Here is a 24,276-nt window from a genome sequence, read left to right as displayed (position 1 = left end):
CCCCTCAGCCGCGCAGTGCGGGGATGACGGTGGAGCCGTAGACGTCGATGGTGGACTCCTTGGCGTCGTGCATGTCGTAGACCGCGAACTGGTCGACGCCGAGGGCCTTCAGGGCGCGCAGCTTCTCGATGTGCCGCTCGGCGGTGCCCAGGAGGCAGAAGCGGTCGACGATCTCGTCGGGGACGAACGTGGTGTCGGGGTTCCCCGAACGGCCGTGGTGGGAGTAGTCGTACCCCTGACGGGCCTTGATGTAGTCGGTGAGTTCGTCGGGCACGGAGGCGGAGTGCTCGCCGTACCTGGTCACCAGGTCGGCGACGTGGTTGCCGACCATGCCGCCGAACCAGCGGCACTGCTCGCGGGCGTGGGCCAGCGCCTGCGGGGAGTCGTCCTCGGTGACGTAGGCGGGGGCCGCCACGCAGACCTTGACCTGCGAGGGGTCCCGGCCGGCGGCGACCGCGGCGTCCCTGACCGACTTGACCATCCACTCGGTCAGGTAGACGTCGGCGAGCTGCAGGATGAACCCGTCCGCCTTCGCCCCGGCGATCGCCAGCGCCTTCGGCCCGTACGCCGCCATCCACACCGGCAGTTGCGCCCCCTCCTTGATCCAGGGGATGCGGATGACGGTGCCGCCGAGGTCGGCCTCGCGGCCCTCGGCGAGGTCGCGGATGACGTGCATCGCCTCCTCGATGCGGGCGAGGGTGTTGGGCTTGCGGCCCGCCACACGCATCGCCGAGTCGCCCCGGCCGATGCCGCAGATCGTCCGGTTGCCGAACATCTCGTTCAGCGTGGCGAAGGTCGACGCGGTCACCTCCCAGGTACGGGTGCCCGGATTGGTGACCATGGAGCCGACGACCATCCGCTCCGTCCGCGCGAGGATCTGGCTGTAGATGACGAACGGCTCCTGCCACAGCACCGTGGAGTCGAAGGTCCAGCCGTGGGTGAAGCCGTTGCGCTCGGCGCGCCGCATCAGCTCCACGACCTCCGAGGCGGGCGGGTCCGTCTGCAGGACGAGTCCGAAGTCCATGGGTCCACGCGCCTTTCTCAGATGAGGTACTGGCAGGTTCCGCGCGGGGTGTACTGGCCGTGGCCCGCCCGTCCGACGTACTCCCGGCCGTCGATGACGGGCTCGCCGCGGGAGAGCACGGTGTCGACCCGGCCGGTGATCCGCCGGCCCTCGTAGGCCGAGTAGTCGACGTTCATGTGGTGGGTGGAGGCGGACATCACCTGCTCCGCGTCCGGGTCGTAGATGACGATGTCGGCGTCCGCGCCCGGCGCGATGGTGCCCTTGCGCGGGTACAGCCCGAACATCCGCGCCGGGGTCGCGCAGGCGATCTCGATCCACCGGCGCCGGCTGATGTGCCCGTCCACCACCGCCTGATGGAGCAGGTCCATCCGGTTCTCCACCCCCGGCAGACCGTTGGGGATCTTCGAGAAGTCACCCCGGCCCAGCTCCTTCTGCCCCACGAAGCAGAACGGGCAGTGGTCCGTGGACACCACCTGCAGGTCGTTGGTCCGCAGGGCCCGCCAGAGCACCGCCTGGTGCTCCTTCGGGCGCAATGGCGTCGAGCAGACGTACTTGGCGCCCTCGAAGTCCGGCTCCGCCAGGTTGTCCGTGGACAGGAACAGGTACTGCGGGCACGTCTCCCCGAACACGTTCAGCCCCTCGTCCCTGGCGAGGGCGATCTGCTCGACGGCCTGCTGCGCGGAGACGTGGACGACGTAGAGCGGGGAGCCCGCGACCTGGGCCAGCCTGATCGAGCGGTGGGTCGCCTCGGCCTCGAGGAGGGCGTGGCGCACCTCGCCGTGGTAGCGGGGGTCGGTCCTGCCCGCGGCCAGCGCCTGCTCGACGAGCACGTCGATGGCGATGCCGTTCTCCGCGTGCATCATGATCAGGCCGCCGTTGTCGGCACCGCGCTGCATGGCCCGCAGGATCTTGCCGTCGTCGCTGTAGAAGACGCCGGGGTAGGCCATGAACAGCTTGAAGCTGGTGACGCCCTCCTCGACGAGGATGTCCATCTCCTTGAGGGTGTCCTCGTTCACGTCGGAGAGGATCATGTGGAAGCCGTAGTCGACGGCGCACTGGGCGTCGGCCTTGGCGTGCCAGGTGTCGAGTCCGGCACGCAGCGACTCGCCCACCGACTGGACGGCGAAGTCCACGATCGTCGTCGTACCGCCCCAGGCGGCGGCCCGGGTGCCGGTCTCGAAGGTGTCCGAGGCGTGGGTACCGCCGAAGGGCAGCTCCATGTGGGTGTGGGCGTCGACACCGCCCGGGATGACGTACTTCCCGGTCGCGTCGATGACGCGGTCGGCGGACGCGGTCCAGCCCTGCGCCGCGTCGGAGTCGTGCGACGCGAGGGCGGCGACCCTGCCCCCCTCGACGAGGACGTCGGCGTGGACCTCCTCCGCGGCCGTGACGACCAGTCCGCCCCGGATGACGATGCGGCTCATGCTCCCACTCCTTCCACTGGCTGAGGGCGGGGTCCCCGGAAACCTCGATGCCATGTCGGAAAGGCTCTACGCACGTAGACCCCGCCATGGTGGAAAACGTATGACCGGTCACCCACGGTGGCAATACCGCTGCTCCCCATCGGCGGGGGCGCTCGCTCCTCCTCCGCACCCCCGTACGGCGAACGCTCACAATATGCCATGAACCGGGCGTGCGGGTCTGTAGGCGACGAGGTGCGAAATCGCGTTGCCCCGGCCGCGGCGGCACGGCGACCATGGGCGGATGGAGGATCCCGCATGCGGCTGAGGCTGCGTCACTTCCGCCCGCGTACCGGCCCGGTGGAGCCCCGCGTCGTGCAGCCCTGGCATCCCCCGCGTCACACGGCGCTCACCGACCCCGCCGCGCACGGCTTCCCGGTCGGCGACCACGCGGGGCTCTCGACGCCGGCCGGACTGTTCTCCCTCGCGGTCCATGTCCCGCAGCGCGGCGGCCGCGGCGACCTCGTCCTGGTCCACCACTCGCCGGGCCTGCGGGTGAGCCGGTGGCCCCGGCTGCGCCACCGGCTGACGGGCGGGGTGCCGCTGACGGTCCGCACGGACGAGGCGCGCACGGCGCGCGATGCCGACGCATGGTGGCGGCCGTTTCGTCACGCGGACTCCCGCGACCGGCTGCGGCCGGTCGGCCACGCGCGGACGCTGTTCCTCGTCGGCGGCCGCGGCACGTTCTCCTGCGCCGCCACGCAGTTGGCGTGGGCGGCCGGTCAAGGGCCACGTCAGAAGGGCGTGGTGAAGGGGCACATGGCCCTGGTCGAGCAGTTCACCCCGCCGCTGGAGCCCGGAGGCCGGCGACGCGGGCCCGAACTCGACGTCGCCTTCACGGCGTATCCGCGGTACGCCCGCTTCCGCGGACCGGGCCGTCCGCGACGCCGGGCCGACGCCCCGTCACCCTCGCCCGCCGTCGCACCGCGGGTGGGGCGCCCATGAGGCTCGCGACGTTCAACGTGCTGCACGGCCTGCCGATCAGGGACGGCGGACCGGCCCCCTTCCCCGGCGGTGCTGCCGCCGGGGAGCCGCTCGCCCGCGCCGTCGCGTCCCTGGACGCCGACGTCCTCGCGCTGCAGGAGCTCGACCGCTTCCAGGAGCGGTCCGGCCGGGTCGACCAGGCCGCGGCCGCCGCCGCGGCGTCGGGCGCCCGGGACTGGCGCTACGCGTCGGCGGTCCACGGCCGCTCGGTGCCCGGCACCGGGTGGGTGCCCGATCCGGCCGTGCCCGGGATGCGGGTGTCCGGGCCCGAGGACGCGGCCCGGGGCGAGGGCCCGCCGTCGCACGGGATCGCCCTGGCCACCCGGCTCCCCGTACGGGAATGGCGGGCCCGGCGGCTGACCCCCTCGCCCGTGGGCATGCCCCTGCGGGTGCCCGGGCTCGCCGGGCTCCGGATGATGGCCGACCAGCCGCGCTGCGCGCTGGCCGCCGTCCTGGAGGGCGCGCGCGGCCCGTTCACGGTGGTCGCCGTGCACCTGTCGTTCGTCCCCGGCTGGAACGTGGGCCAGTTGACCGCGGTCCGCCGCTGGATCGCCGGTCTGCCCCGGCCCCATCTGCTGCTGGGCGACCTCAACCTGGTGGGCCCGGTGCCGTCCCTGACGCTGGGCGGGGCCTGGCGGGCGCTGGCCCGTACGCGCACCTACCCCTCGCACCGTCCCGTGGTGCAGTTCGACCACGTGCTGGCGGCGGGGGTCGGGCGGGCCGCCGTGCGCTCCGCGTGGGCGCCGGCCGTGCCGGTCTCCGACCACCGGCCGCTCGTCGTCGACCTGGAGCTCTGACCGCGGCGGCGCGGGCCGGGGCCCGTGGCCCCGGCCCTGTGGCGTACCGTCAGGCCGGGCCGTCGCCCAGCTCGCTCTGCGCCTGCTTGAGCGCGGACTCCAGGATCGAGGCGCCTTCCTCCGCTTCGGCGACGGTCAGCGAGAGCGGCGGCGCGATGCGCAGCGCGTCGCCGGCCCGCCCGCCCTTGCCGATCAGCAGGCCCCCCTCGCGGGCAGCTTCGAGGACCACGCCCGCCGCGGCCGGCGAGGCCAGCTCGACGCCGAGCATCAGCCCGCGGCCGCGCACCTCCCGGACCACCGGGAGTCCGGCGGAGATGGCCTCGAGCCGCGACTTGAGCAGGCCGCCCACGCGCCGTGCGTTGCCCTGCAGGTCGTGGTCGAGGAGGTACTGGAGGTTGGCCAGCGCGCCGGCCGTGGTGATGGGGCTGCCGCCGAACGTGGAGATGGAGTTGGCGGTGAGGCAGTTCATCACCTCGGCGCGGGCGACGACTCCTCCCATCGACAGGCCGTTGCCGACGCCCTTGGCGAAGGTCAGGACGTCCGGCGGGCCGGAGCCCTCGTGCGCCTGCCAGCCCCAGAAGTGCTCACCGGTGCGGCCCCAGCCGGTCTGCACCTCGTCGGTGATCCACAGGATGCCGTGCCGGTCGAGGACCTCCTTGAAGGCCGCCAGCAGCCCGTCCGGGCCCGAGGTGAAGCCCCCGACGCCCTGGATCGGCTCGGCGATCAGGGCGGCGACCTGGCCGTTGGCCTGGCCGAGCATGTCCTCCAGGTCCGCCACGCACGCGGCCGTGAACTCGGCGTCGGACAGGTGCGCGTACGGACCGCGGTGCCGGACGCCGCCGTGCACGTACAGCGTCTGCAGCGGCGACAGGCTCGTCGGCGACCAGGAGGTGTTGCCGGTGATGCCGATCGCCGAGAAGGAGCGGCCGTGGTAGCTGTTGCGCAGCGCCAGGATCTGGTTGGACCTGCGGTACGTGGTGGCGAGCAGCAGCGCGGTGTCGTTCGCCTCCGTGCCGGAGGTGGTGAAGAAGACCCGGGCGTCCGGGATGCCCGACAGACGGGCGATGCGCTCGGCGAGGTCGACCGCCTGGGAGCTCAGGTAGAGCGTGGAGGAGTGCAGGATCCTCCCGGCCTGCTCGCGGACCGCGGCGGTGACCTCGGGCAGGGCGTGCGCGGTCATGGTGGTGAGGATGCCGCCGAAGAAGTCCAGGTACTGCCGGCCCTCGGCGTCCCAGACGTGGCGGCCCTCGCCGTGGGTGATCTCGATCGGCTCCCGGTAGTACGTCGCCAGCCACTGCGGCATCACGGCCTGGTGGCGGGAGTGGAGCGCGGCGTGCGGGTTCTCGGTGATGGTCATGGACGTGTTCACGCCTCCGTCAGGGTGCCGTAGGCGTCAGGGCGGCGGTCCCGGTAGAAGGCCCACTGCTGGCGCACCGCGGGGATCAGGTCGAGGTCCAGGTCGCGCACGATCAGTTGCTCCTCCTTGTCGGAGGCGACGTCGCCCACGAACTGGCCGCGCGGGTCGACGAAGTAGGACGTGCCGTAGAAGTCGTTGTCGCCGTAGTCCGGTTCCTGGCCGACCCGGTTGATGGCGGCGACGAAGTACTCGTTGGCGACGGCCGCGGCCGGCTGCTCCAGCTGCCACAGGTACGAGGAGAGCCCGCGGTGCGTCGCCGAGGGGTTGTAGACCAGTTGCGCGCCGGCGAGGCCGAGTGCCCGCCAGCCCTCGGGGAAGTGGCGGTCGTAGCAGATGTAGACGCCGACCTTGCCGACGGCCGTGTCGAAGACCGGCCAGCCCAGGTTGCCGGGCTTGAAGTAGTACTTCTCCCAGAAGCCCTTGACCTGCGGGATGTGGTGCTTGCGGTACTTGCCGAGGTAGCTGCCGTCGGCGTCGATGACGGCGGCGGTGTTGTAGTAGAAGCCGTCCTGCTCGATCTCGTAGACCGGCACCACCATCACCATGCCCGTCTCCCGGGCGAGGGTCTGCATGCGCTGCACGGTCGGGCCGTCCGGCACCCGCTCGGCCCACCGGTAGTTCTCGGCCTCCTGCACCTGGCAGAAGTACGGGGAGTTGAACACCTCCTGGAAGCCGATCACCTGGGCGCCCCGCGCGGCCGCCTCGCGGGCGTGCTCCTCGTGCTTCGCGATCATCGACTCGGTGTCACCGGTCCACGTCGCCTGGACGAGCGCGGCGCGTACGACATTGGGCATGACAGCTCCTTTGACGCGAGGTCACGCCGGAACGGCGGGCAGGTCTACGCACGTAGATCCGGCGCTGGGACGAACGTAAGAGCCCACAGCCCACTGTGGCAATACCGGCGCCGTTACTCAACGAAGCCGATCAGATTTCGCGGCCGGGCAGACCCGCTCGGCGCAGTGCGGCGGCCACGTCGCGGCGCTTGGACACCGACACCAGACCCGCCGCGTCCAGGAGCGGGCCGACGAGCCCGGCGCCCTCGTGGGCGATGCCGGCCGCCGTCTCCGGGCTGCGGGCGCGCACGAGGGCGACCAGCAGGCTCAGCGCCGCGTCCCGGTGGCCGGCGTCGAGGAGGGCCCCGGCGGTCGCGGCGATCTCGGCGGCGGGCCGGGCGGCCGCCTGGTGCAGCAGGGTCCTGCAGTCGTCACCGCGGCCGGCCGAGTCCAGGGCGCTCGCGGCGGCCGCGAGACGGTGCGGGGGCTGCGCGGCCAGCTCCCACAGCAGGGTGGCCACGTCGGCGGCCAGTCCCGAGCGCTCCAGCGCGGCCGCGAGCTCGGGGGCGTCCTCGGGCGGGCCTGCGACGGCCTCGCTCATCAGCACGTACGCCTCGCCGGTGCGGCCGGTGCGGCGCAGCTCCGCCATACGCGCCGCGGTCGCCCGCGCGGCCTCCCTGCGGACGTGCGCCTCCCGGACGTCGGTGTGCCCCTGCGCGGCCTCGCGGGCGTGGGGGGTGTCCTGGCCCGCCGCGCCGGCGAAGCGCGCACCGCGGGGGCCGGGGGCGGCGCCGTCCTCCGGTGCCGCCACGGGCGGCACGACGGGCGGCACGACCACCTCGGCCTCGGGCGCCCCGGCGAAGCGGGCCCCGCCGTACCGTGCTCCGCCGCGCGGGCGTTCCTTGCGCCCACGCCCGGAGGGCCGGTGGTCCGTCCGGGCCTGCGCGGGGGCGCCGTCACCGGGTGCGGGTGCGGCGGCCTGGCCGGCGTCGGGCGGGTACGGGGGCGCGGCCGGGGCGCGGGGCGTCGGCACCCGGGGCGTCCGGTCCGCCTCCGGGCGGAACCACCCCTCGGGCACGGCGGGGCGCGAGCGGACCGCGTCGAGGCGTGCCTGCACCTCCGCGCAGCGCGCGGCGGCCCGTTCCCGGTCGTCGCGGGCCCAGGCAAGCTCGTTGCCCAGACGCTCCGCCTCCGCGGGGGTGGGGGCGCCGCGCAGCGCGGCGGCGACGTCCCGCTCGTGCAGCACCGCGTACTGGCGTTCCCGGAGTAAGACGTCCAGCCGTGAACTCAGCGCCGCCTCCCCGCCCGGTACGGCGTCGTGGGCGGCGACGGCGGCAGCATGCAGCCTGCGGGCGCGCTGTGCCGCCTCCTGCGCCGGGTGGGTGCCACGGGCGGTGGCGACGTCCTGGAGGAGGGCGAGGACGACGTCCCACGGCGGGACGTCGGTGCCGTCGAGCCAGGCCCGTACGCCGTCGGGATCACGTTCGGCGAAGACCGCGTACCAGCCGGGCGTGTCGCCCGCCGCGCCGACGAGCCCCCGGAGGTACCCGGCGAACTCGCCGACCTGCTCGATGACCTGGCTGTGCGCCCCGCGCTCCACTGTCGCTCCTCCCTGTCCGCCGCCTGGCGGCGGAAGCGTGTGGTCCGCACGGCATTCGACACCCGCTGTGTTACGGCGGTGCTACGGAGAGTTTTCACGGAAGGGGCAGAGGCTGCACGGGCGCCCGGGCCCCGCGCGGAGGCACGGCGGCGCGCCCCCGGCCGGGGCCGCCGCCGGAGGCGTCCCCCGGCCCTCAGGACCCGGCCGCCTCCGGGTGGTGACGACGGTAATGCCGGGCGACACGGGCCCGGTTGCCGCAGGACGGCTTGCACCACTCCTGACGGCCGTGGGACTTGACGAAGTACCGGACGCACCGGGGCGCGGTGCAGGCACGCAGCCGTTCCCGCTCGGCTCCGGCCAGGAAGTCGACGGCCGCGCGGGCCAGTTCGGCGACGATCCGGGCGGCGGGGTCGTCGCGCTCCGCCCCGGGCACGAGACGGGCCACGGGAGCCCGCTCCGCCTCCCACACGAGCCGGGGGACGACGGGGACCCGCGCCGCGGCGGCGTTGAGGTGCGCGAGGGCCTCCTCCGCGGGCATCAGACGCCGGGCGTCGGCGGAGCTGGACGGCCCGGGCGCCACGGCGCGGGCGAACAGGGCCCGGACGGCACGGCGGAGTGCGAGGACGTCGGCGAGGGCGGCGTCGTCGGCGGTGAAGCCGCCGGGCCCGGGAAGGTGTTCGCGGACCCACGCCGTCAGCGCGGAGGGGTCGCCGAGGTCGTCGGCGACCCCTCCGTCGCCGTCGTGCCGGATGGTGCTCACCAGTTCCAGGGCCAGGTAGCGCTCCACGGCGCCCCTCCTCTTGATCGTCCGCCCGCCGCACCCTACCGTTCTAATGTTAGAACTCGAATTAAGCATTAAGCCTGGAGGGGAGCGGCCCATGCTGCTGCTGGCTCACATCAGCGACCTGCATCTCGACGGCACCGAACGCTCGACGGAACGCGCCACCCGCGTCATGGCGTACCTGCGCGGGCTTCCCCGGCCGCCGGACGCGCTGCTGGTCACCGGGGACATCGCCGACCACGGCGCCCCCGGCGAGTACGAGGAGGCGGCCCGGATCCTGGAAGCGCCCTTCCCGGTGCTCCCCTGCCCGGGCAATCACGACCGGCGGGCCGCCTACCGCAAGGCGCTGCTGGGCGAGGCCGAGGCGGCGGGACCGGTGAACCGCGCGCACCTCGTCGCCGGGACCGCGGTGCTGATGTGCGACTCGACGATCCCGGAGGAGGACGACGGCCTCCTGAACGAGGAGACCCTGCGGTGGGTGTCCTCGACGCTGGACGGGCTGGCCCCCGGCACGCCCGCGCTGGTGGCCTTCCACCACCCGCCCGTCGCGCTCCACCATCCGCTGCCCGACGGCTACCGGCTGGGCGGGCCCGGGCCCCTGGAGGAACTGCTGGCCGCACACCCCGAGGTGATCGCCGTCCTGACCGGGCACGCGCACACGCCCGCCGCCACCACCTTCGCCGGGCGGCCGCTGATCGCCGCGCCCGGGGTGACGTGGACGCTGCGCATGCCGTGGGAGGGCGCACAGGACGGCTCGGTCGCCGACCGTTCGGCGCCGCCTGGCGTCGCCTTCCACGTGCTGGACGACGAGCGGCGCCTGACGACCCACTACCGCGTGGTGCTCTGAACCACCATCGCCGAGCCGCCGCCGCGGCGCACCGTCTCGGCGGCGGCGAGCCAGCGGCCGTCCGGCAGTCGCTGGACGCCCGTCGTCGCACCGATCTCACCCGCGTCGGCGAAGCTGTGCCCTATGTCCTTCAGCTCCGCCGCCACGTCGCTCGCGAGGAAGGCCGGCTCGACCTGCGTGGTCGCGGCGTTGCGCTGGCTGGCGCGCGGCGCGGCGATCGCGTCCACCAGCGGCAGCCCGCGGTCGACGTGCTCGGTCAGCACCTGCAGCACGGTGGTGATGATCGTGGCGCCGCCGGGCGAGCCGAGCGCGAAGTCGACGCGGCCGTCCTTCAGCACGATCGTCGGCGACATCGAGGAGCGCGGCCGCTTCCCGGGGCCCGGCAGGTTGGGGTCGTGCACGGAGGCGCTCGCAGGGACGAACGAGAAGTCGGTCAGCTCGTTGTTGAGCAGGAAACCGCGCCCGGGGACGGTGATGGCGCTGCCACCGGTCTGCTCGATGGTCAGCGTGTACGCGACGACGTTGCCCCACTTGTCGGCGACCGTGAGGTGCGTGGTGTTCTCGCCCTCGTACGTCGTCGGGGCGGCCTTGCCGCCACTGCCGCAGCGCGCCGGGTGGTACGGGTCGCCCGGGGCGACCGGGCTGGTCAGCACCGCGTCGTCCTTGATCAGGCAGGCCCGGGAGTCCGCGAACGACTGCGACAGCAGCCCCGCGGTCGGGACCTTCTCGAAGGCCGGGTCGCCGACCCAGCGTCCGCGGTCGGCGAAGGAGATCCTGCTCGCCTCGAGGAAGCGGTGCAGGTACTGGGCGTCGGAGAGCCGGGAGAGCCTGCCGGTCCGCTCCAGGATGTTCAGCGCCTCACCGACGGTGGTGCCGCCGGAGGAGGAGGGCGCCATGCCGTAGACGTCCAGGCCGCGGTAGGAGACCCGGGTCGGGTCCTGCGGCTTGGCCTTGTAGGCCTTCAGGTCCGCCGTCGTGAGGTCGCCGGGGCGGACGACCCGCGTCGCGGCCGGGTCCACCGGCGGCTTGCGCACGGTGTTCACGATGTCGGCGCCTATGCCGCCGCTGTAGACGGCGGAGACGCCTTTGCGGCCCAGCTCGTCGTAGGTGCGGGCGAGGTCGGGGTTCTTGAGCGTGGAACCCACCGCGGGCGGCTGCCCGCCGGGCAGGAAGAGCGCGGCGGTGGCCGGGAAGTCCTTGAAGCGCGCCTGGTTGGCTTCCGTCTGGCTGCGGAAGGTGGCGTCCACCGTGAACCCGTCGTGCGCGAGGCGCTCGGCGGGTCGCAGCACGTCACCCAGGCTGCGGCTGCCCCAGGATCTCAGGGCGGTGTCCCAGGTCGCGGGGGTCCCGGGGACGCCGACGCTCAGACCGCTGGTGACGGCGTCGTTGAAGGGCAGCGGCTGGCCGTTCTCGACGAAGAGCTTGTCGGTGGCGCTCTTGGGGGCCGTCTCGCGGCCGTCGATGGTGTGGACCTTGCGCTGCTTCGCGTCGTAGTACACGAAGTAACCGCCGCCGCCGATGCCCGAGGAGTACGGCTCGGTGACGCCCAGGGCGGCCGCGGTGGCGACCGCGGCGTCCACGGCGTTCCCTCCGCGCCGCAGCACCTCGATGCCGGCGGCGGAGGCGTCGGCGTCGACGCTGGAGACCGCGCCCCCGTAGCCGACGGCGAGCGGGACCTTGATGGGTGTGGCGTCCCGGGCCCGGGCGTCCGCCCCCGGCGGGGCCGCGGCCACCGACAGCGCGGCGGTGGCGGTTACGGCGAGCAGCGACAGACTCCGTACAGCGTGACGACGCATACGTGGACCTCCACTGGGGCGACCGTCCGGGCAGCCTAACCCCACCCTGCCTTCCTCGTCAGGAACGCCTCAACTACGATCCCGGCCCATGAGCGACGACGTGCGCAACTTCGTCCTGGGACTCGCCGCGAGCGGTATCAGCGCCGCGCTGGGCTGGTTCGTCCGCACGTACCTGTGGCGGCGCAAGCTGCGGCGCAAACAGCGCTTCTTCGGGCTGCCCACCGGCTCGGAGTGCCTGCTGGTGATCAACCGCGATCCGGGCTCGACACGGGGATGGAGCGTGGCGCGCCATGACGTCTTCGCGCTGATCGAACTGTCCGCGCTGATCAAGGAGTGCGGGGCGCACGCCGAGATCCTGCCCCACGACACCGCCTGGCAGGGCTTCGGCGCGCGCACCGAGTTCTGCGTCGGTGGTCCGATATCCAACCACCGCATGGCGGCGCACCTGCGCTCCATGCTGCCCGGTTTCCAGGTCAACGACTTCACCGGGCCCGTCGAGGACCAGGGCGCGCTGACCGTGGGCGGCGAGACCTACCGTATGGAGAAGGGCAAGGTGGAGTACGTCTTCCTGGCCCGGCTGGCTGCCAACGAGAACACCGGGAACAACCGCCCGGTCTTCCTCGCCTCCGGCCAGCGCGGGGTGACCAACCAGGCCGCCGTGCGCTACCTCGCCCGCCACTACCAGCGACTGTCCCGCAAGTACGGGGTGGACGGCACCTTCTGCCTGCTGCTGAAGGTCGTCAACTCCGACGCCTACGGACCCGACGTGGTGGAGGTCGTTGCCGACGTCACCCGCGAGGCCAAGACCCCCGCCAGCCCGCCGGTGGCCGTCGCCGCGGAGTGACGGCCCGGGACCGGGCGGACGGCCGCGGGGGCACGGGCCCCCGCGGCCCCGTCATATGTGGCCGCGCACGCACATCCGGTCCAGGACGGCAGCGGCCATGGCCTTCTCGCCCAGCGCGTTGGGATGGGCGGGCGCGGCCGGAGCGGCGGGCGTGAGCGGCTCGATCCAGCGGACGCCGGGGGCCGTGCACATGTCGTGGCCGACGGTCGGGGTGTAGGTGTCGACGTAGGTCGCGTGGGCGGCCTTGGCACGACGGGCCAGCATGGCGTTGAGCCGCTTCTCGGTGTCCCGGAGGTAGGCGAAGTCCTTGTCGGCGAAGGGCACGGCCGGGCGGCAGCCGACCCCGCTGTCGGGGAGCAGCGCCGGGTAGCCGACGACCACGACGCGGGCCCGCGGCGCGCGGTGGTGGATGGCGTCCAGCACGGCGTCGATCTTCGGTGCCGTCTGCTCCACGGCGGCCCGCAACTGGTCGGTTCCACCCGCCGTGTAGTACTTCTCGCAGGGATTGCCGGTCGGGTCGGAGACCGCGGCGCCGGCGCAGGTGCGGATGATGCTCCCGAAGCCGACGTCGTTGCCGCCGATCTGCAGGGTGACCAGGGAGGTCCGCCGGCTCAGGGCGTCCAGCTGCGGCGGGTTGCTGCCCTGCGCCTTCCACATCTCGGCGGTGGTGGCCCCGCCGCAGCTCACGTCGGTCAGGGTGGTGCCTCTCAGCTGCCCCGCCACCAACGAGGGGTAGTTCCGGTTCGACCGGGCGCAATTGGCGTCCACCTGGTCGGGGATGAGCGGTCCCGACGTGTACGAGTCCCCGAGCGCGACGTACGCGTCCCGGTGGCCATTGCCGTGACCGCTGCCTTGATGGTGGCCGTCGCGCGAGTGCGCGGTGGCCGGAACCGTGCTCACCGCGGTGAGCACGAGCGCGGCCGCCGCCGCGGCCGCTCCCAGGATCGATGCACGTCCGACACCCATCGGGCCCTCCCCCTGTCGACGCTGACGGGTTCAGATTCGGCGTCCCGCGTGGCCGAAGTCAATGGATGCGTCGCAAGTTCGCTCGATGGACTGACGTTCCCTCAGCTCAGGGCAATCGTTACTGGCGCGTAACATGCAGACGTATTACCAACGGTAAGCGGCTCTGGTTACTCTCCAGTCACTTTGTCACGGGGACATTCTGGAGCCGCCATGAGAGCGCCTCGTACCACCGCGGGAACGTTTTCCGCCGTCCTGCTCGCCACCGCGGCACTGGGCATCGCGGCCCCCGCCGTACACGCGACCCCGGTCGCAGGCCCGGGCACCGCGGCCGGCACGGCCCGCGCGGCGGGCACCGCCGCCCCTTCCGTCCGCTTCGTCGACATCCCGGGAGCCGGCGGGATCACCCTCAAGGGGAACGTCTTCACCCCTTCGGGTAACGGCGGTCGCGACGCAAGTGCGCGCTATCCCGCCGTCGTCCTCCCCAGCAGCTGGGGCCTGAACGACCTGCAGTACCTGGCCCAGGCGCAGAAGCTCGCCGACTCCGGCTACGTCGTGGTGAGTTACACCGCGCGCGGCTTCTACCTCTCCGGCGGGACGATCGACGTCGCCGGGCCGCTCGACGTCGCGGACATCTCGAGGGTCATCGACTGGACGCTCGCCAACACCCCCGCGGACCCCGGCCGGATCGGCATGGCCGGCGTCTCCTACGGTGCCGGACTGACCCTCATGGGCGCCGCGCACGACCCCCGCGTCAAGGCGGTGGCGGCGCTCAGCGGCTGGGCGGACCTGACCGAGTCCATCTACGGCGGCCGCACCCAGCACCTGCAGTCCTCCCTGCTGCTCGGCGCCGCCGGACACCTCACGGGCCGGCCCAGCGCCGAGTTCCAGCGGGTGCTCACCGACTTCCTGGCCTCCGACTACGACCAGGAGGACGAGCTGATCGCCTGGAGCCGGCTGCGCTCCCCCGGCACCTACCTCGACCGGATCAACGCCAACGGCACCGCCGTGATGCTCGCCAACGCCTGGGGCGACACGATCTTCTCGCCCAACCAGCTCGCCTCGTTCTACGACCGGCTGACCGTCCCCAAGCGCCTGGAGTTCCGCCCGGGCGACCACGCGACACCGGAGATCACGGGGCTGTTCGGGCTGCCCAACGACGTCTGGTCCGACACGCGGCGCTGGCTGGACCACCACCTCAAGGGCGTGGACAACGGCATCGACAAGGAGCAGCCGGTCCGCCTGGCCTCCCGCAGCGGTGGCGGCTACGAGGGGTACGGCAGCTGGTCGGCCGTACCCTCGGCCGCCCGCGAGCTGCCGCTGGACGGCACCCGCCGCATCGCCGCGAACGTCGACTCGGGCGCGGACGGCGGCATCATCTTCCTCTCCTCGCTCGCCGACCAGCTCGCGCAGGCGCCGCCCGTCGTCTCCGTACCGCTGTTGCCGCGCGCCTTCGCCGCGGTCTGGCAGAGTCCCCGCGACGAGACCGTGCAGCAGGTCCGCGGCACCCCCGTGCTGCACACCACGGTGACGCCCTCGGCCTCCCGGGGCACCTTCGTGGCCTACCTGTACGACGTGAACTCCTTCGGCATCGGCAAGCTGATCACGCACGCCCCCTGCACCTTCACCGACCGCACCCCGGGAAGCCCCTTCACGGTGGACCTGGAGCTGTACTCCACCGCCTACGACGTCCCGGCCGGCCACCGCCTGTCCGTGGTCGTGGACACCGTCGACCCCCTCTACATCGAGCACAACCCGGCCTTCTCCGGGCTGGCCTTCTCCTCCCCGGCGGCGGACCCGTCCCGGCTCACCCTGCCGCTTCGCCGACCGTCACTCCCGTAGCGTGCGTACCTCGGTACGCAGCTGTGGCCTGCGTACCTAACGTCGTGCCAGGAGCGGGAGAGAGGACAGCGGGGATGGCCGAGCCGGCGCCGGTGTACCAGTGGATCGCCGACGACCTCATGCGGCGGATCGACGAGGGACTCCTCAAGCCCGAGTCCCGCATCCCCTCCCGTTCCCGGCTCAAGGAGGCCTACCGGGCGAGCGACCAGACCGTCGACCGGGCGGTGCGCGTGCTGAAGGCGGCGGGCTACGTCGAAGGGCAGTTCGGCCGCGGGGTGTTCGTGATCGACCGTTCGGCCCGGGGGACGCTCGACCGCGGCACCGGCGCCGTCGACTCACCCTTCGCCACACGGGTCGCCGGTGACGCCGCAGCGGTGGACTGGGAGTCCTCGACGGTCACCACGACCGCCCCGCCGGCCATCGCCGAGCGGCTCTGCATCGCCACCGGCGACCCGGTGGTGATGACCCGTTACGAGTACCTGGCGAACCGCCGGCCCGTGCAGCTCGCGACCAGTTGGGAACCGCTGGCCATCACCGACGGCACGGACGTCGCGCACCCCGAACGCGGCCCCTACGCCCGCCGTGGTGTGCGGGGACGGCTGGCCGCGATCGGGGTCCGCGTGGTGCGGGCCCGCGAGGTCCTGGAGTCGCGGCCCGCCACCGGCTGGGAGGCGCAGACCCTCGGCTGTGCGCACGGCCAGTGCGTGACGGCGGTCCAGCGGACGTACTTCGACGCCGACGACCGCGCCGTGGAGACCTCGGACACGGTGATCCGCGCCGACCGCTGGCGTGTGGCGTACAGCATCGACTTCTCGTCCTGACCGGCTGCCGGGCGGGCGCGTGGCCGGACCCGGCGAGGCCGCGCCCCTCGGCCCGGTGGTGGCGTGCGATCGCTAACGGCCTCCGGCTGCGGCGCCCGCGTGGCCCTCGCCGAGCACCCGGCCGACCAGCGCGTCGCGGTCGGCCTTGGGGATGGCGGTCCAGCGGGTACCGCGGATCGCGCCCTCGAGGGCGAGCAGGGTGTGGGTGCAGGCGTCCTCGGGAAGCCCTTCGCGGATCATCGCGAAGGCCCCTCCGGATCCGAGGCGGCGCAGCTCGTCGGCGTCCGGCACACCGGCGCTGCGAAGGCGCTCGGCCAGGACCGCGCCGATGTTGGGCATCTGCTGCAGGGAGTCCATGACCCCATCATGCACCTCCCGACGCCCCGTCAGACGGCGATCTCGGCCCAGACACGCTTGCCGCCCGGCAGGAGGTCTGTCCCCCAGCGGTAGGTGAGGGCGGAAACCACCTGAAGACCGCGGGCGCTCCCCGTCGTGTCGGGGACCCGCCCGGTCAGCACCAGGCAGGGCGGAGTGCGGGAGCCGTCGCGGACCGACATGTGCACCAGCGTCAGCCGCCGCGACAGCGTGACGCCCACGCGCCGGCCCCCGGCGTGCCGCACGGCGTTGGAGACGAGCTCGGCGAGGACGATGCTCGCGGGGTCCATCAGGTACCCGAGGTCCCACGCGTCCAGGGTCGCCGCCAGGATGCGGCGCGCCTGGGCGGGCGCCAGGTCGTCGGCGGGCAGGAAGACCTCACCCAGCAGGACGGTGGCGGGTGGGGCCGGGACGGGTTCGGCCGCCGGACCGTGGGTATGGAGGGTATCCGGAGGGGACTCGTCTCCGGCACCGCGGTCGGCGCCGGGGGCGACGCGCCGGAACGGGGGCTGTGCGGCCAGGTTGTCCCCCATGTGACCACCTCACAGGTGTCGTAGGTGGCGCCGAGCATTCCGTGAAGCACACGTGCACGCGATACCCCCGCGCTATTCTCACCACGACATACCCGCTGGTAACGCCGGTGGAAGGAATCGGCGCCGGTACGGACGGGAGTCGTGGATGTCGGGACCGGTTGCCGGCGATGCCGTCGAGATCCCCGCGTGGGCCTGGGAACGCAAGGAGATACGGGAGGCCCTGCGGGCCCGCGACGCCGGGGCGATCCTGCGGTTCGCACAGCAGTACGGCGGCGCGAGCCAGTCGCGCATCGCCGCCGCGACGGGGCTGCTGCAGGGCCGGGTCAACGAGATCGTGCGGGGGCGCCGCTCGGTGGTGCGGTTCGACGTGTTCGAGCGGATCGCGCAGGGCCTGCGCATGCCGGACCACGCACGGATGCTCATGGGGCTCGCGCCGCGCCGCCTGCGCTCGTACGGCGTCCGCGACCTGATGGACCATCCGCAGGTCGCGGCGGTGGCGCTGACCAAGCCCGAGGCGGCCGCGGAGATCCGCGAGGTGGCCGCGAGCGCCGACGCGGTGGACGTGGTGGGCGTGCGCGCCCTGGGCCTGGTGGCGCTCGGCGACTCGCTGCTGCGGGGACCCCTGACCCGCGACGGCCGGACCGGGTCTCCTCCCCGCATGCGGCTGCTGTTGCTGCACCCGGAGAGCCCCGCGGTCGCCCGGATCGCGGAGGAGGTCGGCGAGACACCGCGCTTCTTCGCGTCGAGCCTGCGCTTCGCGGAGGACATGCTCGCCGCCCTCGCCGATGAAGGAACGATTCAGCTGGAGGTCTACCGCTACCGCACCGCGCCGGTGTGGCGGTTGGTGCGCCTCGACGGTGCCGCCTTCGTCTCCGTCATCGGACCGCCGGCGGACCCGCGGGGCTCGCTGGTCTACCGGCTCTCCGCCACGCCGCCCGGCTCGGTGCTCTACGGCTTCGACCGCTGGTTCGAGGCCATGCTCGGCGAGGCCGAGCGCGTCATCTAGGAGCGCCGGGCGGCGCTCAGGCCTCGGACGCCTCGGCGTGGACCTGGGACAGCTCCGGGGTGCCGCTCTCCGCCCACTCGTGGCCGGCCTCGACGACGTCGAGTTCACGGCCGGAGGCCAGCAGGATGACGGGCCGGCCGTTGGGCCAGATCTGCCAGCTCGCGCCCGGTACGGTGCGCACGACGACCGTGCCGAGGTAGAGCCCGGCGTCGTTGCCGAGCCAGGACAGCTCGTCCGGATCGTCGCGCCAGCGCGGCACCAGTTGGTCCAGGCGCTCCAAAGAGGCTGCCGTGTCGTCCAGTTCCACGCCCTCGGCCTCGGCCCTGGCGCGCAGCAGTTCGCACTCGGAGAGCAGTTCCGCGACTCCTTCCGGGTCCTCGGCGAGGGACTCCGGTACGGCCGCGCCGCGGACCTCGCCGTACCGTTTGCGCCATCTGTCCAGGAAGGAGATGTCCATGGGCATCAGCCTATGGCGTAGGCCTTGCGGAGTGTCTCGTGGACGGTCCATGTCGTGCGGTCTCCTTCGCGGAGGACGCAGACGTCGCCCGGGCCGAGCTCCAGGGTCGGCCCGCCCTCCACCTCGACGGTGGCCCGCCCGCTGACGACCACGAACATCTCGTCCGCCTCGGTATCGGTCACCACGCCCGGGGTGATCTGCCAGATCCCCCTCGAACGGGTGCCGTCGGGCGACTGCCACAGCACCGTTCCGGTGACCTCCGGGGAGCCGGAGACGATCTGCTCCGGGTCCAGGGGGTCGGGTTCGAGCACGGCGGCGGCGATGTCGACGGAGAAGCTCTTCATGGCCGGGAGCGTACGCGCGGGCGTATGCCAACGGTAACGACACGTTGTATACGTTCCGTTGCCGCACAATACGTAACGTAAGGCTGCCCCGCGCGAGAAGGGCCATGCAATGCGGGATGAACGGGAAGCCGCGGCACGGGCGGCGGACCGCGCCTGGCGGCTGCTGGAGGAACTGGCGGCGCGGGCACCGGGGACGGTGCGGCTGGCACCCGGCGCGGACGACGCCGAGATCGCGGCGTGGGGCGTGCCGCTGCCCGACGAGGTGCGGCACCTGGTCGGCAGGGTGCGGTCGATCCGCATCGGGGGGCTGGAGGAGTACCGGCTGGCCCCGGAGCGCGGGCTGCACCCCGGTGGCTGGGCGGTGGGGCCGCCCGGCTCCGCGCACCTGCTGCACGAGTCGGGCGGCGACACGCTCTTCGTCGACGTGGACGAGGGCACCGGCGCCTGGGGCCGGGTGTTCGCCGCGACCGGCGTCTTCCTCGACACCTGGGCGTACGTCGCGCCGTCACTGGTCGACTGGGTCACCCTGCTGGCCCGGGCCGGGCTCACGGCCCTGGAGCGCACGGTGCCCGAGCCGGATCCGGATCCCGAACGGGCGGACGGCACGGCTCCGGACCACACCGCCGTGCTGGAGCGGCTCGCCGAGACCTCGCACGTCTTCTCCTACCGGCCCGACCTGCGGGGCACGCCCGTGGGGCAGGCCCGGCCCGACGCCGACCCGGAGCTGGCCGGCGCGCTGACCGGGCTGCCGGACGACGCCCTGGTGGTGGACCTGCGCGACGTGGCGCATCCGGTCACCTTGCACCTGCCCTGCCCGCCCGGCCTGCGCGGCTACGTCGAGTTCCAGCGCAGGGCCGGCGGGCGCTTCGCGGTGGGCCTGCCCCGGAGCGGTCAGACGTCGAGGTCGACCACGACGGGGGCGTGGTCGGAGGCGCCCTTGCCCTTGCGCTCCTCACGGTCGACGTAGGCGTCGGAGACCGCCTTGCCGAAGGCCTGGTTCGCGTAGACCAGGTCGATCCGCATGCCGCGGTTCTTGGGGAAGGCCAGCTGGCGGTAGTCCCAGTAGGTGTAGGGACGGTCGTACTTCAGCGGGCGGGGCACCACGTCGCTGAGCCCGGCCTCGCGCAGGTGCGCCAGCGCCTCCCGCTCCGCGGGGGTGACGTGGGTCAGCCCCTCGAAGACCGAGGGGTCCCACACGTCCTCGTCGGTGGGCGCCACGTTGTAGTCGCCGAGGACGGCGAAGGGGCGCCCGCCCGCAGCGTCCTGCGCGACCGCCGCGCGCAGCGCCTCGAACCAGCGCAGCTTGTAGGCGTAGTGCTCGTGGCCGACCTCACGGCCGTTGGGCACGTACACCGACCAGACCCGGACCGGGCCGCAGGTCGCCGAGACCGCGCGGGGCTCGTCGACCTCTTCGTACAGCGGGCCGCCGGGCAGGCCGACGACGACGTCCTCGAGACCCACCTTGGACAGCAGGGCGACGCCGTTCCACCGGCCGGTGGCGTTGACGGCGGTCTCGTAGCCGAGGGCGCGCAGCTCGTCGAACGGGAACTGCGCCTCGGCGCACTTGGTCTCCTGGATGCACAGCACGTCGGGGCTGTTCTTCTCCAGCCAGGGCAGCAGCCGCGGCAGGCGGGCGGTGATCGAGTTGACGTTCCAGGTGGCGATGCGCATGGACCCGAATGTACCGCCCGCCTCCGACAACCGGCCCCGCGGCGTTCCCCGGGGGCCGTCCGCAGCGGGTCGTCAGCCCAGGTCGGCGCTGTCGCCGGGGGCCAGCCTGCCGTGCTCCGCGCCGCCGACACCGGGCCCGTCGGGGCCGAGCAGCCGGTCGTAGACGGTACGCGCGATGTCGCTGAGCAGCCCGTCGTGCACGTCGATGGCACGGGCCGGCTTGACCTCGCGGAGGTAGTCGATGACCTCGGAGACCTTGCTCCAGGGGGCGTGCACCGGCAGCAGCAGCGTCTCGACGGACCGGCCGGGCACGGTGAGCGCGTCGCCGGGGTGGAAGACGGAGCCGTCGACGAGGAAGCCCACATTGGTGATGCGCGGGATGTCGGGGTGGATCACGGCGTGCATCTGGCCGTGCACCTCGATGTCGAAGCCGGCCGCGCTGAAGGTGTCGCCCTCGCCGACGGTGTGGACCCGGCCCGGGAAGGCGGCCGACACCTGGTCGGCGACGCTCTTCAACGTCCAGATCTCGGCGGCGGGGTCGGCCTCCAGGGCGGCGCGCAACTGCTGTTCGCTGAAGTGGTCCGCGTGCTCGTGCGTGATGAGCACCGCCTCCGCCCCCGTCGCGGCCTCCGGTTCGGTGAAGGCTCCGGGGTCGATGACGAGCGTGCGCCCGTCCTTCTCCAGGCGGACGCAGGCATGGCCCCTCTTCGTCAGCTTCATGGCTCTCCTCCGGAGCGGTGATCCTTTGCATGGCCATCATGGCCGGGCCCGTGCGCACCGCACACGCCGCATCCAGGTGGGGATGGCAATGGGCTGACGGGGCGACCGGGCTGCCGCCGTGCGCGCGGGCTCACTCCCGGGGCCGAGTCTCCTCCCGGATGACACGCCGCGCCACCGCGAAGGCGGAGGTGGCGGCGGGCACCCCACAGTAGACGGCGGTGTGCAGCAGCACCTCCTCGATCTCGGCCGGGGTGAGGCCGCCGCGCAGCGCGGCCCGGGTGTGCGCGGCCAGTTCCGTGTGGTGGCCGCCGGCGACGAGCGCGGTCAGGGTGACGACGCTGCGGGTGCGCCGGTCGAGCCCGGGCCGGTTCCAGACCTCGCCCCAGGCGTAGCGGGTGACGAACTCCTCGAAGTCCCCGGCGGACTCCTCGGCCTCCTCCGCCGCCCGGTCGACGTGGGCGTCGCCCAGGAGCTCGCGCCGGGTGCGGTCGCCCTGCGCGTACGCGTCCGGGCGTTCGCCCGCGGTGCCGCCCCCGTGCTGCGGCGCGGGCCGTACGGGGGCCGCCGCCACAGCGGGCTCGGGGGCCGCGGGTGCGGGCTGCGCGGGGAGGGCCACGGCGACGGGCTGCTCGGTCCAGGTGGCCTCGAAGTGGCGCACGAGGAGTTCGCCCACGGCGGCGGGCTGCTCGACCGGCACCAGGTGCGAGGCCCCGGGGACGACCGCGAGCCGCGCGTCCGGTATCCCGGCGACCAGGGCCCGGGCGTCGGCGGGCGGCGTCACCTGGTCCTCGGCGCCGCCCAGGACCAGCGTCGGCACGGTGATCAGGCCCAGCTCGGCGCGCACGTCATGGGCGGCCAGCGCCTCGCAGGCGGCGATGTAGCACTCGGGGTCGACGGCGCGGGCCATCTGCACGGACCAGTCCACGATGGCGGCCTGGGCGGCACGGAAGGCGGGGGCGAACCAGCGCTCGGGGGTGCTCAGGGCGATCTGCTCCAGGCCGTTCGCACGGACGACGACGCCGAGCTGCCGCCATGCGTCAGGGGTCCCGAAGCGGGCGGCCGAGGAGACCAGCGCGAGCGAGGCCACGCGCTGCGGGGCGCGCAGTGCGAGCTGGGTGCCGATGGCGCCGCCGAAAGCGCAGCCCGCGTAGCCGAAGCGCTCGACGCCGGTCTCGTCCAGGGTGCGCAGCAGGCGGTCGGCGAGGTCGGCGGTGGAGGCCGAGGGGTCGGCGGGGGCACCGCCGTGCCCCGGGAGGTCGTACCTCAGCACCCTCCACTGCCGGGTCAGCTCGGGTATCTGCCGGTCCCACATGTGCCACGTCGTGCCCAGTGAGGGGCCGAGGACCAGGACCGGGGCGTCCTGCGGGCCGTCGATGCGGTGCTGGAGGGTCTTGGGGGTCTGCTCGTCGGTCACTCGCTCCACGCTATCGAGGCGTTCGCGGGCACGGACGTCCGGGACCCGTGACGGCGCGGGACCCTTGCGGCGCCTGGGCGCCGGTCAGCGGAAGTTTATCGTGGACACGACATAGACCACGGGGTGGTCCGTGTTGGAGAGGTCGACCGTGATGTTGTGGTCCGGCTTGTCGCCGTGCTGCTTGAGCTTGAGACCGGCCCACCGGCGGTCCGTGCCGAAGGTCCAGCGCACCGTGCGGGCCTGCTTCGGGCTCACGGTCACGTCGCCGTCCCTCAGGGCGGAGCGGCTCGTGCCGACCTGGGCGAGGAAGGTGTCCAGGCCGCCCTGGTTGGTGCGGAACTGCACGTAGAAGGAACTGGAGGCCCAGTTGTTGGTCTCCAGGTACGCCACCGGCGTCGACCCGGACGGGATCGGCACCTCGTAGATGCGCCGCTGCACCTTGGTGGGCCACAGGTAGGTGAGCGTGGTGGCGGCGGCCTGCTGCTGCTTCTCCTCGCCGCTGTCCCGGCTCTGCTCGGCGGAGATGATCACGTAGCCGATCGGCACCAGGATCAGCAGCGGGACGACCGTCCACTGCACCCAGCGCGGCGGCTTCCTCGGGGGCATGGCACTCACTTGCCGACGACCTTCGCGTAGCGCTCGTACCGCTCGACCCGCCGCCGGTTGGCCCGCCGGAAGCGGCGCGCGACCAGCCGCGCCAGGTCCGCGGCGCCGACCATCCCGGCCTCTGGGCCGAGCTGCGCCTTGACGATACGCGCCTCCGGCCGGTAGCCGCGGCCGGTCAGATGGCGCCGGAAGGCGTCGCGGGCCGGGGCGATCAGCAGGTCGTCGGCCGCGCTGACGCCGCCGCCGATGACGAAGCAGGAAGGATCCAGGGCGGCGGCGAGGTTGGCGATGCCGACGCCCAGCCACTGGCCGATGTCCTGGAAGAGCTCGACGCACATCGGATCACCCTCACGGGCGAGCTCCGTGATGAGCGGTCCGGTGATCTCCCGGACCTGGCCGTCGACCCGGTCGATGATCCCGTACGCGACAGGGGACTCCGCCGCCGCGAGTTCGCGGGCCTCGCGCACCAGGGCGTTGCCCGAGCTGTACTGCTCCCAGCAGCCGCGGTTGCCGCAGGCGCAGCGGTGGCCGCCGGGCACGACCTGCATGTGGCCGAACTCGCCCGCGACGCCGTAGCGGCCCCGCTTGACCTGGCCGTCCTCCAGGATGGCGCCGCCGATCCCGGTGCCCAGCGTGATCATGACGAGGTCGTTCTCACCGCGGCCGGCGCCGAAGCGCCACTCCGCCCACGCGGCGGTGTTCGCGTCGTTGTCCACCATGACGGGGACCCGCAGGCGCTCGGTGAGGCGGGCCTTCAGCGGCTCGTCGCGCCAGGACAGGTGGGGGGCGAAGAGCACCCGGGAGCGGTCCGCGTCGACCCACCCGGCCGCGCCGATGCCCACGGCGTGCACGTCGTGCCGCTCGGACAGGTCGAGGACGAGCTCGGTGATGGTGTCCTCGACCACCTTCGGGCTCTTGCTCTTGTCCGGGGTCTCGGTGCGCAGCTTCTCCAGGATGGTGCCGTCCGCGTCGACGACGCCGGCCATCACCTTGGTGCCGCCGATGTCGATGCCGACGGTGGGGACCCGGGGCGCGGTGAGGTGCGAGCGGCGCTCGCGGCGGCCCACCGTGCTCAGGAGTGTGGAACTGCTGGAGGAGCGGGCGGCACCTCGGTACATGCTCATCGGTTCACCCCCGTGGATCCGATCCCGGACTCGGTCCCGAACTGCTGCTCGGTCGTCGCTCGCAAGGTTCGTCTCTC

At 73.2% G+C, this 24,276-nt stretch carries 25 protein-coding genes; 8 read left to right on the top strand and 17 right to left on the bottom strand.

All coding sequences use genetic code 11. The features are described from left to right. Nucleotides 1-4: 4 nt before the first annotated feature. Together ACFYYN_RS08280 and hydA are read right to left on the bottom strand one after the other, a co-directional pair. Nucleotides 5-1,024 (bottom strand): TIGR03842 family LLM class F420-dependent oxidoreductase, encoded by a 1,020-nt coding sequence (locus tag ACFYYN_RS08280; protein ID WP_500545138.1) that lies wholly within the window; start codon nt 1,022-1,024, stop codon nt 5-7. Nucleotides 1,025-1,041: 17 nt separating this feature from the next. Next, nucleotides 1,042-2,448 carry a dihydropyrimidinase gene (gene hydA, locus ACFYYN_RS08275; RefSeq protein WP_500545137.1) on the bottom strand — a complete coding sequence of 469 codons (1,407 nt, stop codon included), beginning with the start codon at nt 2,446-2,448 and terminating at the stop codon, nt 1,042-1,044. Between the two features lie 294 nt (nt 2,449-2,742). Between hydA and ACFYYN_RS08270 the strand changes: the two genes are divergently transcribed. After that, nucleotides 2,743-3,429 (top strand): hypothetical protein, encoded by a 687-nt coding sequence (locus ACFYYN_RS08270; protein ID WP_500545136.1) that lies wholly within the window; start codon nt 2,743-2,745, stop codon nt 3,427-3,429. After that, entirely contained in the window at nt 3,426-4,265 is an 840-nt protein-coding gene (locus tag ACFYYN_RS08265; protein ID WP_500545135.1) for an endonuclease/exonuclease/phosphatase family protein, read from the top strand. Before ACFYYN_RS08270 ends, ACFYYN_RS08265 begins: the two co-directional genes overlap by 4 nt. Before the next feature lie 49 nt (nt 4,266-4,314). Here the strand turns inward: ACFYYN_RS08265 and ACFYYN_RS08260 are convergent, their stop codons facing one another. The 4 genes from ACFYYN_RS08260 to ACFYYN_RS08245 form a co-directional block, all read right to left on the bottom strand. Then, nucleotides 4,315-5,622, bottom strand: a complete 1,308-nt coding sequence (locus ACFYYN_RS08260) for an aspartate aminotransferase family protein (protein ID WP_500545134.1) — start codon at nt 5,620-5,622, stop codon at nt 4,315-4,317. A gap of 8 nt (nt 5,623-5,630) precedes the next feature. Beyond that, entirely contained in the window at nt 5,631-6,476 is an 846-nt protein-coding gene (locus ACFYYN_RS08255; protein ID WP_500545133.1) for a nitrilase-related carbon-nitrogen hydrolase, read from the bottom strand. A 130-nt stretch (nt 6,477-6,606) separates the two neighbouring features. Beyond that, nucleotides 6,607-8,055, bottom strand: a complete 1,449-nt coding sequence (locus ACFYYN_RS08250) for a hypothetical protein (RefSeq protein ID WP_500545132.1) — start codon at nt 8,053-8,055, stop codon at nt 6,607-6,609. 193 nt (nt 8,056-8,248) lie between these two features. After that, nucleotides 8,249-8,842 (bottom strand): CGNR zinc finger domain-containing protein, encoded by a 594-nt coding sequence (locus tag ACFYYN_RS08245; RefSeq protein ID WP_500545131.1) that lies wholly within the window; start codon nt 8,840-8,842, stop codon nt 8,249-8,251. A 91-nt stretch (nt 8,843-8,933) separates the two neighbouring features. Here ACFYYN_RS08245 and ACFYYN_RS08240 point away from each other — a divergent pair, with 91 nt between their 5' ends. Beyond that, complete coding sequence (locus ACFYYN_RS08240) at nt 8,934-9,683, top strand: metallophosphoesterase (protein ID WP_500545130.1); 750 nt, start codon at nt 8,934-8,936, stop codon at nt 9,681-9,683. On the opposite strand, the gene ggt is transcribed toward ACFYYN_RS08240, so the two are convergent. Then, nucleotides 9,665-11,479 carry a gamma-glutamyltransferase gene (gene ggt, locus ACFYYN_RS08235; RefSeq protein ID WP_500545129.1) on the bottom strand — a complete coding sequence of 605 codons (1,815 nt, stop codon included), beginning with the start codon at nt 11,477-11,479 and terminating at the stop codon, nt 9,665-9,667. The genes ACFYYN_RS08240 and ggt overlap by 19 nt on opposite strands. Nucleotides 11,480-11,567: 88 nt before the next feature. Here ggt and ACFYYN_RS08230 point away from each other — a divergent pair, with 88 nt between their 5' ends. Beyond that, nucleotides 11,568-12,323, top strand: coding sequence for a hypothetical protein (locus ACFYYN_RS08230; protein ID WP_500321602.1), 756 nt, complete (start codon nt 11,568-11,570; stop codon nt 12,321-12,323). 51 nt (nt 12,324-12,374) lie between these two features. Here the strand turns inward: ACFYYN_RS08230 and ACFYYN_RS08225 are convergent, their stop codons facing one another. Next, nucleotides 12,375-13,289 (bottom strand): SGNH/GDSL hydrolase family protein, encoded by a 915-nt coding sequence (locus ACFYYN_RS08225; RefSeq protein WP_500545128.1) that lies wholly within the window; start codon nt 13,287-13,289, stop codon nt 12,375-12,377. Between the two features lie 210 nt (nt 13,290-13,499). On the opposite strand from ACFYYN_RS08225, the gene ACFYYN_RS08220 reads away from it, so the two are divergent. Continuing rightward, nucleotides 13,500-15,128, top strand: a complete 1,629-nt coding sequence (locus ACFYYN_RS08220; protein ID WP_500545127.1) for a CocE/NonD family hydrolase — start codon at nt 13,500-13,502, stop codon at nt 15,126-15,128. Nucleotides 15,129-15,202: 74 nt separating this feature from the next. Next, nucleotides 15,203-15,949: a GntR family transcriptional regulator gene (locus ACFYYN_RS08215; protein WP_500545126.1), complete on the top strand. Its 747-nt coding sequence runs from the start codon at nt 15,203-15,205 to the stop codon at nt 15,947-15,949. Nucleotides 15,950-16,021: 72 nt separating this feature from the next. Here the strand turns inward: ACFYYN_RS08215 and ACFYYN_RS08210 are convergent, their stop codons facing one another. Then, complete coding sequence (locus tag ACFYYN_RS08210) at nt 16,022-16,306, bottom strand: TfoX/Sxy family DNA transformation protein (protein WP_326571765.1); 285 nt, start codon at nt 16,304-16,306, stop codon at nt 16,022-16,024. Nucleotides 16,307-16,335: 29 nt separating this feature from the next. Further along, the gene (locus ACFYYN_RS08205; protein WP_500357012.1) at nt 16,336-16,857 is read right to left on the bottom strand and encodes an ATP-binding protein; all 522 of its coding nucleotides are present in this window, start codon (nt 16,855-16,857) and stop codon (nt 16,336-16,338) included. A 145-nt stretch (nt 16,858-17,002) separates the two neighbouring features. On the opposite strand from ACFYYN_RS08205, the gene ACFYYN_RS08200 reads away from it, so the two are divergent. Continuing rightward, the gene (locus ACFYYN_RS08200; protein ID WP_500545125.1) at nt 17,003-17,863 is read left to right on the top strand and encodes a helix-turn-helix domain-containing protein; all 861 of its coding nucleotides are present in this window, start codon (nt 17,003-17,005) and stop codon (nt 17,861-17,863) included. Nucleotides 17,864-17,879: 16 nt separating this feature from the next. On the opposite strand, the gene ACFYYN_RS08195 is transcribed toward ACFYYN_RS08200, so the two are convergent. Next, entirely contained in the window at nt 17,880-18,320 is a 441-nt protein-coding gene (locus ACFYYN_RS08195; protein ID WP_500357013.1) for a DUF6278 family protein, read from the bottom strand. Nucleotides 18,321-18,325: 5 nt separating this feature from the next. Then, a complete protein-coding gene (locus ACFYYN_RS08190; RefSeq protein ID WP_499514784.1) occupies nt 18,326-18,664 on the bottom strand; it encodes a cupin domain-containing protein in 339 nt (112 codons plus the stop codon). A 109-nt stretch (nt 18,665-18,773) separates the two neighbouring features. Between ACFYYN_RS08190 and ACFYYN_RS08185 the strand changes: the two genes are divergently transcribed. Next, nucleotides 18,774-19,631, top strand: coding sequence for an SMI1/KNR4 family protein (locus ACFYYN_RS08185; RefSeq protein ID WP_500545124.1), 858 nt, complete (start codon nt 18,774-18,776; stop codon nt 19,629-19,631). On the opposite strand, the gene ACFYYN_RS08180 is transcribed toward ACFYYN_RS08185, so the two are convergent. The 5 genes from ACFYYN_RS08180 to ACFYYN_RS08160 form a co-directional block, all read right to left on the bottom strand. After that, nucleotides 19,556-20,335, bottom strand: coding sequence for an exodeoxyribonuclease III (locus ACFYYN_RS08180; protein ID WP_500333342.1), 780 nt, complete (start codon nt 20,333-20,335; stop codon nt 19,556-19,558). The genes ACFYYN_RS08185 and ACFYYN_RS08180 overlap by 76 nt on opposite strands. Nucleotides 20,336-20,407: 72 nt before the next feature. Next, nucleotides 20,408-21,055 (bottom strand): MBL fold metallo-hydrolase, encoded by a 648-nt coding sequence (locus ACFYYN_RS08175; protein ID WP_500321611.1) that lies wholly within the window; start codon nt 21,053-21,055, stop codon nt 20,408-20,410. 130 nt (nt 21,056-21,185) lie between these two features. Then, nucleotides 21,186-22,469 (bottom strand): bifunctional 3-oxoadipate enol-lactonase/4-carboxymuconolactone decarboxylase PcaDC, encoded by a 1,284-nt coding sequence (gene pcaDC, locus ACFYYN_RS08170; RefSeq protein ID WP_500545123.1) that lies wholly within the window; start codon nt 22,467-22,469, stop codon nt 21,186-21,188. Nucleotides 22,470-22,553: 84 nt separating this feature from the next. Continuing rightward, on the bottom strand, nt 22,554-23,075 hold the full coding sequence (locus ACFYYN_RS08165; RefSeq protein ID WP_500545122.1) for a hypothetical protein: 522 nt from the start codon (nt 23,073-23,075) through the stop codon (nt 22,554-22,556). Nucleotides 23,076-23,080: 5 nt separating this feature from the next. Beyond that, nucleotides 23,081-24,199, bottom strand: coding sequence for an ROK family glucokinase (locus ACFYYN_RS08160; RefSeq protein ID WP_499514778.1), 1,119 nt, complete (start codon nt 24,197-24,199; stop codon nt 23,081-23,083). Between the last annotated feature and the right edge of the window lie 77 nt (nt 24,200-24,276).

Origin of the sequence: Streptomyces sp. NPDC001902 (genome assembly GCF_042891295.1) — a bacterium.
GTDB lineage: Bacteria > Actinomycetota > Actinomycetes > Streptomycetales > Streptomycetaceae > Actinacidiphila.
This window is presented reverse-complemented; position numbering and strand designations above follow the sequence as displayed.